We start from the raw sequence: 15,589 nt of genomic DNA, 5'->3' as shown, positions 1-15,589 counted from the left end.
CGACTTAAGTATATCTATATTTGTAGGATTAATAATTAATTTCAATCCACGCACTCATGAAGAGTGCGACAATTTTCTCACTCAGCGCCCCTCTAAATCCCACAATTTCAATCCACGCACTCATGAAGAGTGCGACGTGAGATGAAAACAGAGAGTGGAGGATATGTCATATTTCAATCCACGCACTCATGAAGAGTGCGACGTCTATTACAAGACTCAATGCAAGCTGCATTAGAATTTCAATCCACGCACTCATGAAGAGTGCGACACCTGGACAAAGGGACTCAATTACGAAGTTGTTATTTCAATCCACGCACTCATGAAGAGTGCGACGATTCCTCACGGCGAGTGGGGTAAATGGTTAGGCATTTCAATCCACGCACTCATGAAGAGTGCGACGAGTTCAGAAAAAATTTTGGTAACAGATTGCGAATTTCAATCCACGCACTCATGAAGAGTGCGACAAGTAATTGACAGTGGACAGAGTTTTTATCTTGATATTTCAATCCACGCACTCATGAAGAGTGCGACTCGAGACTACACGCAATGAAGCAGCTGGTACAACAATTTCAATCCACGCACTCATGAAGAGTGCGACGCAAATTTCGCCTATACGAGCTCCTGTAGCAACGAATTTCAATCCACGCACTCATGAAGAGTGCGACTGGAAGGCTCATTGATATCGTGGAGTTAAAAACAGATTTCAATCCACGCACTCATGAAGAGTGCGACATTATTAATTTTATAGTTTAGCAACATAAAGGTTGATTTCAATCCACGCACTCATGAAGAGTGCGACGGATTAGGAGTGCTAATGATTTGGAGGGGTACAAATATTTCAATCCACGCACTCATGAAGAGTGCGACAAGTTAACAAACAGCTTTATTATTGCTCATAAAATTTCAATCCACGCACTCATGAAGAGTGCGACGGTGATTTAAATGGAATTTAATGGAATGTCTCAAATTATTTCAATCCACGCACTCATGAAGAGTGCGACGGTATACCGATTTACTAAGCCGAGAGAAGGGCGAAATTTCAATCCACGCACTCATGAAGAGTGCGACAAATTCTTTTTATCGCAGGAGTATTTGATCGTTCAATTTCAATCCACGCACTCATGAAGAGTGCGACTGATATGTAATGTATGGATATTTTACGATATAAAAATTTCAATCCACGCACTCATGAAGAGTGCGACTTTAGATGTCTATCTGGGACGTACTTAATACTTTATTTCAATCCACGCACTCATGAAGAGTGCGACATTTACTCGTTTTAGCAAAAACTCAATAAAAATCGGATTTCAATCCACGCACTCATGAAGAGTGCGACTAGGTAACGAAGTCGCTTTCTTTGCTCAACAAATTATTTCAATCCACGCACTCATGAAGAGTGCGACGGTTCAGTAGCATCCAATCTAAAGACTTCCCGCCAATTTCAATCCACGCACTCATGAAGAGTGCGACAGCGATTTTTATACAAAAAAAGAAAAATTACACCTTTTCCTATTAAAAAATCACTATTTTCCTTATATATTCAAGGAACAGTAGTTATATTGTATGTTTATCTTACTTTCTTGCTGTTTTTACAGGTGCGAATGTCCTAGGGAATTTATGTGCACTTGGCATTCGCACTAAAATATTAATGGTCCTTCAAGATCTACCGATTCTTTAGCCCCTATATGTGTTACTTTCGTTTTATAGTTATTTCCCAGCTGATAAAATCTTAGGCTGTCCTTTGATTCGTCGATAACTGAAAGCAATTCTAATTTTAAAGTTGTAAATTGTGTTGCATCTACAATACATTCAAACACTGAATTTTGCACTCTTTGTCCATAATTTTGGCAAATTTTAGCGACTTTGCGAAGCCGCTTTTGTCCAGAACTCGTAACAGTACTTACATCATAAGTAATCAATACTAACAAACGATACACCTACTTCCAGAGAAAAGGTGGATACTCATCTAAATCACCACGTAAATATCTCGCCAGTAATAAACTTTGGGCATGTGGGACTAAACCCCATTGGATTTTTTCTCCTAAATATGGATGGGTAATCTTTTCCGTTTTCTTATTTTGCCATGCAGACAGGAATTTCCTTCTTGCTTCATCTGTCATCAAAATAGCACCATTTTCCTTCTTTACAAAATCATCCTTATTAAATATTTTCTTATTAATTAATGTTAAAACAAATTTATCCGCATAAATACCACGTAATTCTTCCATTACATCCAATGCCAACGATATCCGACCAGGACGCTCTCGATGCAAAAATCCGACGTATGCATCGAGACCAACGCCTTCCAATGCTGTCGCAGTATCATTTGCAAGCAATGTGTATGCAAAAGACAACATTGCGTTGACATTATCCAGAGGGGGGCGGCGTGAACGAGAATGAAAATAGAAATCCTCCTTTTGCTGTAAAATCATTTGATTAAATACCTTGTTATAGCTGATGGCTGCTTGTCCTTCTAATCCCCTTAGTCTTTCTAAATCGTCGCAGACTCTAATTTCCTTCATAAGGTCTGACAATTGTGCGGATACTTCTTTAAATTTGGCAGTATCTACCCTTATTGGATAGTCTCTCGTTACTCGTTCTAACATCCACTTTTGATTAAATACTTTTCCTGTAATGAAATTCCTGGCTATTCGGGCCGATTCTATCTCATTATCTGATAGACGATATTGGGTTTTCCGTAAAACTACGTTGCCTCTGCTCTTACCAACTACTCTAGCGCGAAAACGCCCGCTAGAAGTTAAAAAGATAATTGGAATATTTTCATCGGCACAGTATCCCATGAGTGCTGGGCTAGCACCAGTATATCCAAAAGTAACGATTGACTCCAAATTATGTAGCGGTATCCGTTTCTTTACTTCGTCTTGTAAAATGACAATATTTTCTCCATCCAACGATAAATAAGAATCAGGCTGAGTAACAAACAGTGTATTTAGAAGTTTTTTCATCCGCCGACCATCCCTTCAATATAGCTTTTAACAGATCGTTTACTCATTAAAGTGGGCAAACAAATATGTTGAAGGGAACAGCTTTTGCAAAACTTTCCCGTTTTCACTTTCGGCGTGTATCTTTTCTTATAATAATCATACATTTCTACAACTATTTTTTTGACTTTGCTTTTATGTTCAGCAGTCAAGGGAACTTCAACCCGATTCTTAATTTCATTATAAAAAATATAACCTGTGTTCACATCACATAATAGCATTTCTTCTAAACAGAGTGCCTGTGCGGTTAACTGCATAATATCCGATTCATCTGTTTTGGGCTTTCCACGCTTATACTCTACTGGGTAAGCTAGAAACTTCCCTTCCATACCAGACAGTTCTACTCCCTGTTCGTTACGAATAAATTCCACGACGTCACATACACCGGAAATTTTCAATTCATTTGACTTAACCGGCATTGCTCGAACAACAAGCTTATCGCCACGCTTTTCCCGGATAAAAGGCTGATCCGTTTTTGCATGAAGATGCTTCCCTTCTACTGTTCGGACATTTTCCTCCCAATGCTGTTCTATATGAATCAGCGCCCACTGACGTCTGCAAAATAGAAAATGCTGAATGCCGGATAGCATCAAATATTGTTCTTCATCATTATAAACCATTAATAATCTCTGCTTTTAATCCATCTAATTCATGGACAATAATTTCATAATCAGCAACAGCTTTCGGTTCATCTTTAAGGCTGTTAACCTCTAGTAAACGGTGCACCTTGGCCGAAGAATATTGCCCAAGTCTAGAATTATGGTCCCACCAGCACACTTTTAGCACTTCCATGCTGCCATCTGGTCGTGATGAAGATGCGTCATTCTCAAATAAAGTAATAAGGGCATTTTTTAACTTGAGAGCATCCTCATTCGAGAAGCCCGTTTTTTCAGCTAGCTGTGTATTAATGCTGCCATAGAATTTGTAAACACCAAAATCAACGCGGTGCTTCATCCCCATTGTATCGGAGCCTTTCTTTTCACTAGTTTCCGAGTTAACACTTTTTGTAATCTGCATACTTGTAATATCAATTGGATCAATACTTGTTGCTGTATGAATAGAAACTGGTCCTCTAACTCCTACCGAAACCCCTTTATTACCTGAACCTTTAAAAGCAAATACTTGTCCAAAACTACGAACATCGAACCATGCTTTACAAGCAGCGTCCGCATATAATTCAGCAGCATTATTTTTTGACTTTAGGGCAGTCACCAATTCCTCATTGGCATCCGCTCTTTCTTTTAAACTATTAAAACCATCCGCTTTTTTATCATTAGATTGAACAAAAATGGACTCTTCCATATCCAATAAACGATTGCGGATTTTCCGTTTTAAGGCTACATCTGAAACCTCACCGTGACCGTCATAATTTTGTCGCGGACGATTGCCGTTCAGCGGGTCTCCGTTTGGATTTGCTTTTGTTACCGAAAATACAACTGCAAAATCAATTTTATGATCTAAAGTCGTCATTTTATTATTCCTCCTCATTTTGTGTTACTTCCGTACTTCCCTTTTTATCCTTTTTCTGATATAAATCATGTCGCTGGCTATAAAAACCTAACAAATACCTTCCTGAAAGTGGCTTATTATTAAAGTTATCTATCTCAATTCTTGAGCCAACTTCGTCCAAAAGCTTATTATAATACCAGACATTCTCTCCTAAACGAGCTTGATATGGCTGTAGTGCTGACTGAATTGTTGACCATGTTCTAGCTGGATGCTGGGCGAAAGAGTTCATATATCTTCTTGCGTTCGTTGCACGTTTATCATCTCCCAAGGCATTCCGTTCCAAAACATCTGCAATCGCAAGCAATCTACCAAACAAGTAATCACGATCATTCGTTCCCTGATCTAATGTCACTGTGTATCCCTCCTCCTTTTTATTAATTAATGCACAAGCTATACTTAACGTCTTCTCCCATTCCCAATTATCCATTCCTACTGGATTTGAAGCACGATGAAAAGAACTTCTCACAATATCTAACGGAATTTTCTGACCATCAACAATACACGGAATGATTCGCTCCATTAGGCCCTTAATAATCTTCTCACTTGCATTTGGCCCATATGCTGCGAAAGCAATGTCACGAGGTGCTGGAGCCCCAAAAAACATTTTTGTTTTTCCATTTTGATCTTTACGATAACGATGTAGCCAAACACAGCCTGTATGCCATTCTTTCAACTTATCTAGATAAAAAGCTTTATCTAAACTACGATAATATAACACTGCCATTCTTCCAGTCGTTGCAGAATCTAGCACTAAAATTTGTACCTTTTCTCCTGCCTTTAAATCTGCCTTATACCCTGCAATGGCTTTTGAAATTTGTTCTGCATAATATTTAAGGGTGTTCTCAGTTCCACTCTTCCCCTCAGTTTCATCTGCCGTCTCGTCCTGAGTAAAAATCGAACTATCTTCTGCGATGTCTGGAATTTCTTTTAAATCATTGCCCCAAACGAGGAACACTCTACCGTCAACAATTTTTGCCTGCTTATTAATTAGCCATTTCAGCGCATTATGTGCCTTTTGTGACACTTCATAGCTGATGTTTGCTACTTGTGCAGATTCTTTAAAACGTCCACGAAAAGTAAAGCCGCTCGTATCATTAGCAGAAATCAGCTTCGCTTTATCACCAGCATTTCTTATTTTATTAGCATGTCTTTCTGTACTCGGTAGTAATTTCCCCGTTACATAGCAAACATCCTCATTACCGAGCATTTCATTGTAAAACTGGATAAATGACTGATACATATCGAGATCTTCCCATACTTTATCCACTAATTCTTCAGCATCACGGACGGTAAAACGTATAAAAGCACTCTCCTGTCCACCTGTAACAGTTGAAAAAATTGGTGGTTTTTCCTCTTTTTTATTCCAAGTTTCGAGCAACTGTTCATTGGAATCAAGCCACAATATTTTCTCGTTTACCAAATCTTTTATCAATTGTCCTTTTTGTAAGTAAATGTAGATACTCTTTACTTTATCAGTCGCATAAGAAGATTCCGCCCATTTCTTCAGCTGACGAATATAGGAGGAAAAGGGATGTTCATCTGTTTTGATTTGACCTCCATATTTCGTGAAATCTCCGGCGACATAGATGAGTTTGTCATGTAAAGGGTATGGCGCTACTACCTTTCCAGCACGGCTTGCTGACTTTTCTGTAGCTGGAATAAGCGTTACGGCATTATTTTTATCCGTAATTACCTCAGCTGAGTGGAAATCACCACCCGGCGTCACCCTGACCTCAATATGTGCTGTTTGAGTTGTATGTGATACTGGTAGCAATGTATATTTTTGTCCATTGGGCTTTTGATCAATAATTCCAACTTGGTCAATATTTGCTTCATATGTTTCGTACAAGTTAAGCAACCAGCTCATCGTTTTCACCTCCCATCTTCTAATTGCTGCCAAAGCATATCCACTGTTTCTATATTGGAACTGTCAAATGTTTTCGGTTCCATTTCTTGCAGGACACGAACATTTGTGCATTCATCTGGTCTTATAAAGCGGATAATACCTTTTTCCATTACCGGGTTCCATAAACGTACTTCCATTTGATTATGTCCTGTCTCATCCGGATAATTAATCCCATGTACCATTGTGCCAAGATGCATTTCTTCTAAATGGTCGTAATACCCTTCATCTGAACCAAATGCACATGGTTCTACATATCCTTGACATTCTCGGGCACCGAGGAAAATATCCCGCCTGCCTCCTGCTTGCAATGAGCGCTTCAGGATGTTGTGATGCTTATGTTCGTTGCGATCAAATGCCATATCAGGTCGGTGTGGGTTAAAGATAAAATGAGCCTTTACTTGATAGCGAACATCCTTTAAATATGTATAATTCGCTAATGTATTACCGCCACCATACTCAATCGGACGAACTCCCTTTGATTCCATCTTAATCTGATTCATAATTCGGAGTTCATCAATGATAAACATAATCGTTGGTTTCCAATAAATGCTCTCCACAATTCCTTTCAACGCTTGGTATGTAGGTACATTGTACGTCATCTTCTCTCCGCCCATCTTTGTGAGCGGATCTGTAAACAAGGCATAAGGTGCATAAACTTCAAACTCTATTGAATTTCGCATAAAGTCACCTCCTACTTTTTTACTATTACATATACTTATATCCTAGCTTTTCCAGATTCCAGTTTCAACATATTTAGGAGTTAATATACAAAATATTCATATATTAGTATATTTCTACTCCGAATCCGCTTTCATTCTCCACGTCTACTCCATAAACGTTATTATAAGCTCCGTCTTTCAAAACATATATTTGATTATCACATACTGTTTCGATCCCATCGTTTTCCACTAACTTATCCATTTCATGTTTATATAAGTTTATTGTGTACTGCTGAGCTTTTCTGAGTAGATTCCCTAGATCTTCAATTGTCTGGTTTCCATTTAAATCTGCGATTATTTCTTTACCTTCTTCAAATGGAACAATCACAGAAGTTGTCAATTGATCGATTACTTGAAAGTATTGTGCTGCTGTTCCATAACTATTAACGAGAAATAACGCTAGTTCTCTTTTATATTGATGCTTGTATGCTTGACAATAGATGTTTTTTGTTCGCTTTTGCATTAATAAGTCTGTCAAATTCTTATCAATTTTTTTCACATAATAATGTAGATTAGGAGAAAGCTCATCATAAAACTCCTGAAAATACCTCGTCATTGCCTTTTGTGAAAGTAATTGTCCTCCGTGACTGCCAGGATGTAACTGTATATCTTTTAATATCTTTTTCGTAATTTCCTTGCCCTTCAGAATTTCTTGTAATTGATTCAAGTTCTCTTGTTCATGAGCGATGATATAAACTTTTTGAATGCCCATTTCCCCATGGCGATTACAGCGTCCAGCCGCTTGAGCAATAGAATCTAATCCTGTAATTGAACGAATGACACAGGAAAAACTAACATCCACCCCAGCTTCAATTAACTGGGTGCTTATGCAAATGACCTGTTCCTGCTTATCTAAATGCTCCCGTATTGTCCCTAAATTTTGCTTACGGTGTGCTGCACACATTGCTGTACTCAAATGATAAATTGGGATACCTTCCAATTTATCATTTAGTTTTTCATATAAATCTTTTACAACCGCTTTTGTATTTAATATGATTAGTATACTTTTGCTAGTTTCCAGCCGCTTTTCCACAAACTCAGCTAATTTCTCATTATTAAATGTACGCCTAGTGGCCATATCTATCATTTCTACACGTTTAAATGCTGTAATGACATCATCAAGATTCAGAATCATCTCTGCTTCTGGGGCAATATCTAATTTATACTCAACAAAATCAAGTGCTGGCTGTGTTGCCGTACAAAGCACTATGCTGCTGTTTCCATATGTTTTTAGAAAATTAAGTGCATTATTAAATAAGGACACACACGAAGTTGGCACCTTCTGTACTTCGTCAAATATTATAACTGCTTCACTCAAATTATGAAGCCGACGAATATTTCGGCTTCCTTTCGCATAGAACGTATCTAAAAATTGTACCATCGTTGTAAAAATAACCGGTGAATTCCAATTATCCTTCGCTAGTTTCAACTTCTCCTTTGTACTCATAATGCCATCATGATTTTCATCTTCATCAGTTTCATCCATATCCATAATGACGTTAGAATGGTGCTCTAATATATTTCCATCGTCTTCTAAAATCCTCCTAACTTCTTCTGCATTCTGTTCAATAATCGTTGTAAAAGGAACAACATAAATAATATGTTTCTTATTATATAATTGAGCATGTTTCAACGCATATCGCAAACTTGCTAATGTTTTTCCACCGCCCGTAGGTATGGATAGTGTATAAATACCTGATGGCTTTTCCGCAAATGCATCGCACTGCTCGGACATTTTACTGCGTAATACATTGATTGGTGTATTTGCATTTTCATGCTGTTGAAAAGAAGTTACTTTCCTCATTAATTTTTCATAATAAGATTCGAATATTTGCTTGTGGTTTTCTGGAGAGTGATACGACTTATTTTCTTCAAACAATCTTGTATTTGTTCGATCTGCATCAATCAATGTGCTGAAAATAAATTTTGTTAAAAACATACATTTTTGCTCAGTTGGTTTCGTTTGGTCTTTTTCAAGAAAGACCTTTAACTCAGCAACCGCCTTTTCAACATAATTGGCAAAATTCTTTTCACTCATTACTGATTGAAAAAACATTTCTTTAGTATGGGAAAACTCTGGTAAGTCCGTTTTCTGCACTCTTTTCAAATATGGAGATTCCAAGTTCTCATTAAAGAAGTCTTTTAAATAGGAGTGATGAGATATGATGGAATTGCCAACGATTTCTGCTAACCTAGCCGGAATTTCTTTTATTTTTTCTGTATGGTATAAGTCATAGAGTAGCTTTCCACCAGCAGTGGAATGATCGACTGTACCACGGGCAGGTGCCGTTTCTGGATTAAAAACAGCTGACTTTATGTAATCCCGAAACTCCTTTGTGTACTTCCCCATGTCATGCAGCATACCAGCAAGTCCAGCAATATGCTTCACACCAATTTTTTCACCAAAACCTTCTGCGATCTCCTTTACTTCTAATAAATGAGTTTCAACCGTTTGAATTTGTTTATCCTTTTCACGAATATGAGCTATATACATTATCAAATACCTCCAAAAAGTATAAAATACCGTTGAATATTTACTAAATTATAACAAAAAAGAGATTCTATGGTTCCATAAGGAACTTAAGAATCTCCAGATTTAATAGATATTCAACAACTTTGTAACAATTTGATAGTAAATTTACTGTTTCTTTTTTTTGAGTAAAAAATCTTCATCTATAGATGAGAACTAAAGTTTATGAATGTTTTGTCTTAATTTAAAGTGTCCGTCTTTCAAAGTTTGATAGGTTGGCAAGAATCGGTTTAATCCATGTAATCATGAAAAGTATGACATTAATTTGCTAATCTAGCAAGCTGTTTTTATCATATTTCAATACACGTACGCATATAGAGTGCGACGCTAAAACGAACTTCACTTGTTACAATACGAGTTATTTAAACCCGCAAGTGCGACACCTGTTCTGATTGCTCCAATTTGCTCCTAACTATTTCAATCCACGCACTCAAGTGGAGTGCGACCGTTGGAAGCGGTCAGACTCGATTTGAAAAACGTATTTCAATCCACACACTCAAGTAGAGTGTGACCAAAAGTTCTTGCCGTTCTATCCTTACTTTGATAATTTCAATCCACACTCTCAAGTAGAGTGTGACATTCTTTTCTTTAAGCCACAATTACGACATTCACATTTCAATCCATGCACTCAAGTAGAGTACGACTTTAAAACCACTAACAATGGCACGTGATTTTTTTATTTCAATCCACGCACTCAAGTAGAGTGCGACACTTGTTGGTGGGCACAAAGGGTAACCGAATTATCATTTCAATCCACGCACTCAAGTAGAGTGCGACATCGACTCCCTCCGTCTCCACCAAATACATATTTAATTCAATCCACGCACTCAAGTAGAGTGCGACGAGGAAATAACGAAACAGATGATTTAGATAAATTATTTCAATCCACGCACTCAAGTAGAGTGCGACTGAAAATGTTATATTAAGCTTTGGAGGAGTTATTATTTCAATCCACGCACTCAAGTAGAGTGCGACTCGTGAGATTTTTAGTGAGACTACAAATGTTAAAATTTCAATCCACGCACTCAAGTAGAGTGCGACTTTCATGTTCAAGGTGACGAGCTGCCGCATTCTATTTCAATCCACGCACTCAAGTAGAGTGCGACTTGTTAGGCGTTCCATCATTTGTACCATATCGTGATTTCAATCCACGCACTCAAGTAGAGTGCGACTATTTGGGACAGAAGCAAAATCCCAAGCGTTTGAATTTCAATCCACGCACTCAAGTAGAGTGCGACATCCTGACGCATCATATCGTGGATTCCATTTAAATATTTCAATCCACGCACTCAAGTAGAGTGCGACCCAAACAAAAATATGTATGTAAAGAAGATCGATATTTCAATCCACGCACTCAAGTAGAGTGCGACGTTTACTAATGGAGCCAGTACGACCTTATTCGGATATTTCAATCCACGCACTCAAGTAGAGTGCGACATAACTTCTTTTTCACTCCTTCTTTCGGATGGTCATTTCAATCCACGCACTCAAGTAGAGTGCGACTATAGACCCTTAACCATTCATTAAAGTATAAAATATTTCAATCCACGCACTCAAGTAGAGTGCGACAAATCTTTTTCGATGGATAGGGACAGTAAAAAACTATTTCAATCCACGCACTCAAGTAGAGTGCGACAGCGATTTTTGATAGATTTCACTTAAAAATGTCAAATCTCACTCAAAATAATCGCTATTCTCTTTATAAATTAAAGAAATAAGTATATTAAATAGGGAAGTTTATAAATAAAATGATAATTTTTGGTGCGAATGCTCCACGAAATTCATGTTCGCTTCACATTCGCACTAATATCATTTTAACTTAATAATGATTTGATTGTTACTCTCTTTAGCTAAATTATTATAGATTTCCTTTGAAAATCTCCTCTTTCTTTACTTCGATTATGTCACATATTAAGAAGTTAGCAAGCATTAAATGCATTACTATACACCATCAAAATAAAGAATAAATATTTAATGCATCTAGATAGTTATTCGCATATGCTTCTCACTTTCCTTCAAAAAAAGTCATGTCTTTCTATAAATCACTTCTCCTCAGCCGCAGCTTCTTTCGGCAATGCCCGATATACGAAAAGTGAAATAACAAAAGCAAGTAAAGCCATGCCTAATGCTAGAAGTTAAACAAGTTCCATGCCACCTACAAAAGCTTCATGAATTACTTTTGGGGCTGTGGAATCAGTGGCCTTTTCTATTAAACTAGTTTGTCGGGCTGTTAAGATTCCAGTAAATACGGATACCCCAATTGCACCTGCTCTGGATTTAAAGTCGTTAAAATGGCTGTTCCATGTGCATAGAATTTCTTCGGTAGCTCATTTAAACTATTCGTTTGCACGGGCATCATGATAGCTGAAATTGTAAGCATTAATAATATATAGCAAACAACAAGCAGCCAAATCGGTGTTTCTAAACTAACTCGACTTAATATGAACATTGTGCCACTTAATATAAGTGTGGCTGGGATTAGTAGTTTACGAGGTCCAAGCTTGTCAAACAGATAACCCATAATCGGTGACATGACCCCATTTAAAATACTTCCCGGCAATAATATAAGTCCTGCTGTTGCTGCTGTAATAGCTAAAGGTCCTTGCATATACATAGGTAAGAGTACTTCTGAAGATAGCATGGCCATAATAATAATGACGTAGATTATGGCACCTAGGCTAAACATAGGAAATTGAAACACTCTTAAATTAAGCATCGGTTCTTCCAGCCTGAACTGTCTAACGGCAAAGAGTACAATAGCAATGACACCTACTAGAATAGAGTCATAAACCGATGTGGCCATAAATCCAGCCTCCGCAGCACCTGCCGAGCTAAACCCATAAACGATTCCACCAAAACCAACACTCGATAAGACGACCGATACATAATCAATTTTTGGTTTTGTCGTCTCTGAAACATTGACTAAATATTTATAGGCAAACAAAATAGAAAACAATGCAAATGGAATGACCATAATAAATAAGTAACGCCAACCTAAATAGTCAACAATAACGCCCGGATAACGTAGGGCCGAGGGCAGGGGCAAACATAAAAACCAATCCAACTGTTCCCATTATTGCTCCCCGACGTTCTGGAAATATTAATAAGAACACATTATAAATGATCGGGGTTAACAGCCCTGTTCCTACAGCCTGTAAAAAACGTCCAGCCAAAAGGATATAAAAATTCGGTGCTAATGCACAAATAATCGTTCCGAGCGTAAATGCAAGCATCGTACTTAAAAACATCTGTCTAGTTGTAAACCGTTGCAGCAATAAGGCAGAAATCGGAATGACAATGCCCATCACTAATAGAAAGCCCGTTGTCATCCACTGGACTGTCGTTAATTGAATGCTAAATTCTTTCATGAGTGTAGTAAGGGCAATGTTTAACAGTGTTTCATTTAATGTTGCAAAAAAAGCGCCAATTATTAAAGACAACATAATGGGTAAAACTTTCACATTTGGATCATCCACTAAATATTCATATTTTTCTTTTTTCATACTATTACTCAATATCCGTCAACTCCCTTTGCTTGGATCTAACTATTTTCATAAAGCTTTCGCTTATTTTCTTCAACGGTTCATTGGACTTATTCGTAATGGCAAATATACTGCTCCCCTCCATCATTGTGAACATAATAAATGAGATTTCTTCTGCTTCTTTTTGAGGCCAACCTGATTCTATGAATTTCCTCTCCCAAAATTGTAAGATTGCCTCGTAAGCTTCTTGACAAGCAAGGCGCAATCTTTCACTCATATGAGAAGTTTCCAAAGCCATTAATGCAAGCGGAAATCCTTCATGGTCAAAGTCAAAATCAAAATTTGTTAGGATCGAAAAATAATGTTCAAGGGAATCAATAATATGTTCAGAAGGTGGAAAAAATCGTTCTAATTCGATAAAAGCCAATTCTAAAAGGCGATTAATGGCTTCTTCAGCTAGTTGTTCCTTTCCTTCCGGAAAATAATAATAAAGTGAACCTTTCGGACAACCAGATTCTTTTATGATTTGCTGGATTCCAGTTCCATGATAGCCTTGAATTTGAAACAGCTTTGAAGCCGTTGATAATATTTTTAATCTCGTATCAGTTGATCTTGGCATATAATCTCACTCCATCAATAAATTATAACGAACGGTCTATATAAAAATACTATTCATTAGCAAGTAAGTCAAATGTTTCTAAAAGCGTTTAATTTATCTGTAGAAACTGAACATTGCTCTATTTGAAAAGAGACAATAATGCTCGTCGCCTTGTAAGAAAGTATAAAAAATGACAATAGTGTCATTTTTATATTGACAATGTCATTAAATTAGAATACATTTAAAAATGACACATGGGTCATTTTTAATGTATAAGGAGGTTGCAATGCCAAAAGTAAATGATGAATACGTTCTAAAAAAGAAAAAAGCTATTTTAGAGGCCGCGATATCAGTATGTAAAGTTAAGCCGCTCCATGAAATAACGATGAGAGATATTATTAAAGCTTCAGGCGTGAGTCAAGGAGGAATTTATCTCTATTATTCAGATCTGGATGAAATCCTTGTAGCACTCATTAATCAGTCCAATGCTAATGCTGATTATAAGCAAGATGTCGATGCGATTATTGAAAATAGTCATTCTCCTAGAGAGTCTATCGAAAAACTGTTTGCCTTTCTCGGAGAATACATAAAAAACAACTTATCGACAGTTGGGAAAATACAATTTGAACTCACAATTTTATTTGCAAACAATCCTGAAAGACAAGAAAAAATCTTGTCGAACATTAGAGAAAATGAAAGCGGACAATATTTAGTGGAGAAGCTGTTTAGCGAAATTAATGAAGGGATTTCAATTGGAAGGTTTAAACCTAAAGTCTCTCCGGAAGATTTATTAACATTTATCATGACATCAATTGATGGCATTGTTAAAGATGTTGTTTTACAGAAATGTTATGGAATGTTCAAGGAAGGACAAGTTCAATTTGATGAAATTCGATTAATGAATACATTGTGCAAATCTGTATTGTTATTGTTAGCTTCTAAATAAGGAGGTTCCATATGGGAAAAGAAATAAGTAGATTTTTACGATACACCTTCATCTCTTCTTGGATAATATGGGGAGGTTTAGCAATATTAACACAATTAAGCCTATTGAAGTTTGGAACTCCTTTGTCCATGATCTTATTTATTCTAGGTGGAGTTACCCCTGCTATAAGTGAAATTTTGTTAAAAAAGAAATACAGTTCAACTGAAGATTTTAAAGCATTTATTCAGAATGCAAAAAATCCAAAGCACCCATTCACATGGTATCTATTTACAATTGGATTAGCCTTTGCAGCCTGCTTTTTACCAACGCTTTGGGGCGGAGCACATATGGAAAATCCTCTATATCTTGCCTTGATATTATTTCCAATAATGATAATAGGAGGAGGCGTAGAGGAAATTGGCTGGCGAGGGTATTTACAGCCTACATTGCAGAAGAAATGGTCAAGATTTACAAGCACACTTATTGTCGGATTCATTTGGGCAGTGTGGCATTTGCCATTATGGTTTGTATTAGGTTCAAACCAAGTGAGCATGAATTTTCTCTGGTTCACGATAAGTGCCTTAGCTCTATCTTTTCTACTTACAGTCATTTACACGGCCACACAAAGTATATTTCTTTGTATAATCTTCCATGCCTTCATTAATTCATTCTGGGACGTATATATTCCGGATACGAATGTCATGTCAGCTATATTGACTCTATTGTTTGCTCTTTTCGTATTTATAGTGTTTGAGTTTTATCGAAAGAAGAATACGAATAAAGAGCAACACATGCTTCACGGATAAAAAAGGACGTCAATTTCATAAATTCATATAAATAATGCTCAAATATCTACACCTGCTTAATAAAGTTCGACTTTAAATGATCGTATGTAGATCCATTATTAAGCAGGATATT

The 15,589-nt window shown here is 37.0% G+C and carries 10 protein-coding genes, 1 pseudogene and 2 CRISPR repeat arrays (1 of these 13 running past the window's edge); of the genes and pseudogenes, 2 read left to right on the top strand and 9 right to left on the bottom strand.

Annotated elements, in window-relative coordinates; translation table 11 throughout:
- Positions 1 to 1,470: a CRISPR direct-repeat array (repeat unit 32 nt; unit sequence ATTTCAATCCACGCACTCATGAAGAGTGCGAC); it reaches 3,560 nt to the left of the window's first position.
- A 167-nt stretch (positions 1,471 to 1,637) separates the two neighbouring features.
- The 9 genes and pseudogenes from cas2 to KDN24_RS05075 all read right to left on the bottom strand — a co-directional run bounded on the left by cas2 (position 1,638) and on the right by KDN24_RS05075 (position 13,767).
- Positions 1,638 to 1,928, bottom strand: coding sequence for a CRISPR-associated endonuclease Cas2 (gene cas2, locus KDN24_RS05115; protein ID WP_409971270.1), 291 nt, complete (start codon positions 1,926 to 1,928; stop codon positions 1,638 to 1,640).
- A 9-nt stretch (positions 1,929 to 1,937) separates the two neighbouring features.
- Complete coding sequence (cas1c, locus tag KDN24_RS05110) at positions 1,938 to 2,966, bottom strand: type I-C CRISPR-associated endonuclease Cas1c (protein ID WP_409971269.1); 1,029 nt, start codon at positions 2,964 to 2,966, stop codon at positions 1,938 to 1,940.
- Entirely contained in the window at positions 2,963 to 3,622 is a 660-nt protein-coding gene (gene cas4 / locus KDN24_RS05105) for a CRISPR-associated protein Cas4 (RefSeq protein WP_409971268.1), read from the bottom strand. The genes cas1c and cas4 overlap by 4 nt, the downstream gene beginning before the upstream one ends.
- A complete protein-coding gene (gene cas7c, locus KDN24_RS05100; RefSeq protein ID WP_409971267.1) occupies positions 3,612 to 4,472 on the bottom strand; it encodes a type I-C CRISPR-associated protein Cas7/Csd2 in 861 nt (286 codons plus the stop codon). The genes cas4 and cas7c overlap by 11 nt, the downstream gene beginning before the upstream one ends.
- A 4-nt stretch (positions 4,473 to 4,476) precedes the next feature.
- A complete protein-coding gene (gene cas8c, locus KDN24_RS05095) occupies positions 4,477 to 6,378 on the bottom strand; it encodes a type I-C CRISPR-associated protein Cas8c/Csd1 (RefSeq protein WP_409971266.1) in 1,902 nt (633 codons plus the stop codon).
- Positions 6,379 to 6,383: 5 nt separating this feature from the next.
- The gene (cas5c, locus tag KDN24_RS05090; protein WP_409971265.1) at positions 6,384 to 7,097 is read right to left on the bottom strand and encodes a type I-C CRISPR-associated protein Cas5c; all 714 of its coding nucleotides are present in this window, start codon (positions 7,095 to 7,097) and stop codon (positions 6,384 to 6,386) included.
- A 103-nt stretch (positions 7,098 to 7,200) separates the two neighbouring features.
- A complete protein-coding gene (gene cas3, locus KDN24_RS05085; protein ID WP_409971317.1) occupies positions 7,201 to 9,633 on the bottom strand; it encodes a CRISPR-associated helicase Cas3' in 2,433 nt (810 codons plus the stop codon).
- Positions 9,634 to 10,080: 447 nt separating this feature from the next.
- Positions 10,081 to 11,302: a CRISPR direct-repeat array (repeat unit 32 nt; unit sequence ATTTCAATCCACGCACTCAAGTAGAGTGCGAC).
- Positions 11,303 to 11,708: 406 nt separating this feature from the next.
- Positions 11,709 to 13,169 (bottom strand): annotated as a pseudogene (locus KDN24_RS05080) (MDR family MFS transporter).
- A 4-nt stretch (positions 13,170 to 13,173) separates the two neighbouring features.
- Complete coding sequence (locus tag KDN24_RS05075) at positions 13,174 to 13,767, bottom strand: TetR/AcrR family transcriptional regulator (RefSeq protein WP_409971264.1); 594 nt, start codon at positions 13,765 to 13,767, stop codon at positions 13,174 to 13,176.
- A gap of 265 nt (positions 13,768 to 14,032) precedes the next feature.
- Here KDN24_RS05075 and KDN24_RS05070 point away from each other — a divergent pair, with 265 nt between their 5' ends.
- Together KDN24_RS05070 and KDN24_RS05065 are read left to right on the top strand one after the other, a co-directional pair.
- Positions 14,033 to 14,692, top strand: a complete 660-nt coding sequence (locus KDN24_RS05070; RefSeq protein ID WP_409971263.1) for a TetR/AcrR family transcriptional regulator — start codon at positions 14,033 to 14,035, stop codon at positions 14,690 to 14,692.
- 11 nt (positions 14,693 to 14,703) lie between these two features.
- The gene (locus KDN24_RS05065; RefSeq protein ID WP_491348327.1) at positions 14,704 to 15,477 is read left to right on the top strand and encodes a CPBP family intramembrane glutamic endopeptidase; all 774 of its coding nucleotides are present in this window, start codon (positions 14,704 to 14,706) and stop codon (positions 15,475 to 15,477) included.
- The last annotated feature ends 112 nt before the right edge of the window (positions 15,478 to 15,589 follow it).

Origin of the sequence: Cytobacillus sp. Bva_UNVM-123, assembly GCF_046351715.2 — a bacterium.
Lineage (GTDB): Bacteria > Bacillota > Bacilli > Bacillales > Cytobacillaceae > Cytobacillus.
Note: the sequence above shows the minus strand (reverse complement) of the source record. Positions and strands in the feature narration are given on the sequence as shown.

Coding starts and splice junctions, on each gene's coding strand:
- cas5c (WP_409971265.1), bottom strand. CDS start 7,097: ATGCGAAATTCAATAGAGTTTGAAGTTTATGCACCTTATGCCTTGTTT.
- cas1c (WP_409971269.1), bottom strand. CDS start 2,966: ATGAAAAAACTTCTAAATACACTGTTTGTTACTCAGCCTGATTCTTAT.
- KDN24_RS05070 (WP_409971263.1), top strand. CDS start 14,033: ATGCCAAAAGTAAATGATGAATACGTTCTAAAAAAGAAAAAAGCTATT.
- cas4 (WP_409971268.1), bottom strand. CDS start 3,622: ATGGTTTATAATGATGAAGAACAATATTTGATGCTATCCGGCATTCAG.
- KDN24_RS05075 (WP_409971264.1), bottom strand. CDS start 13,767: ATGCCAAGATCAACTGATACGAGATTAAAAATATTATCAACGGCTTCA.
- cas8c (WP_409971266.1), bottom strand. CDS start 6,378: ATGAGCTGGTTGCTTAACTTGTACGAAACATATGAAGCAAATATTGAC.
- cas7c (WP_409971267.1), bottom strand. CDS start 4,472: ATGACGACTTTAGATCATAAAATTGATTTTGCAGTTGTATTTTCGGTA.
- KDN24_RS05065 (WP_491348327.1), top strand. CDS start 14,704: ATGGGAAAAGAAATAAGTAGATTTTTACGATACACCTTCATCTCTTCT.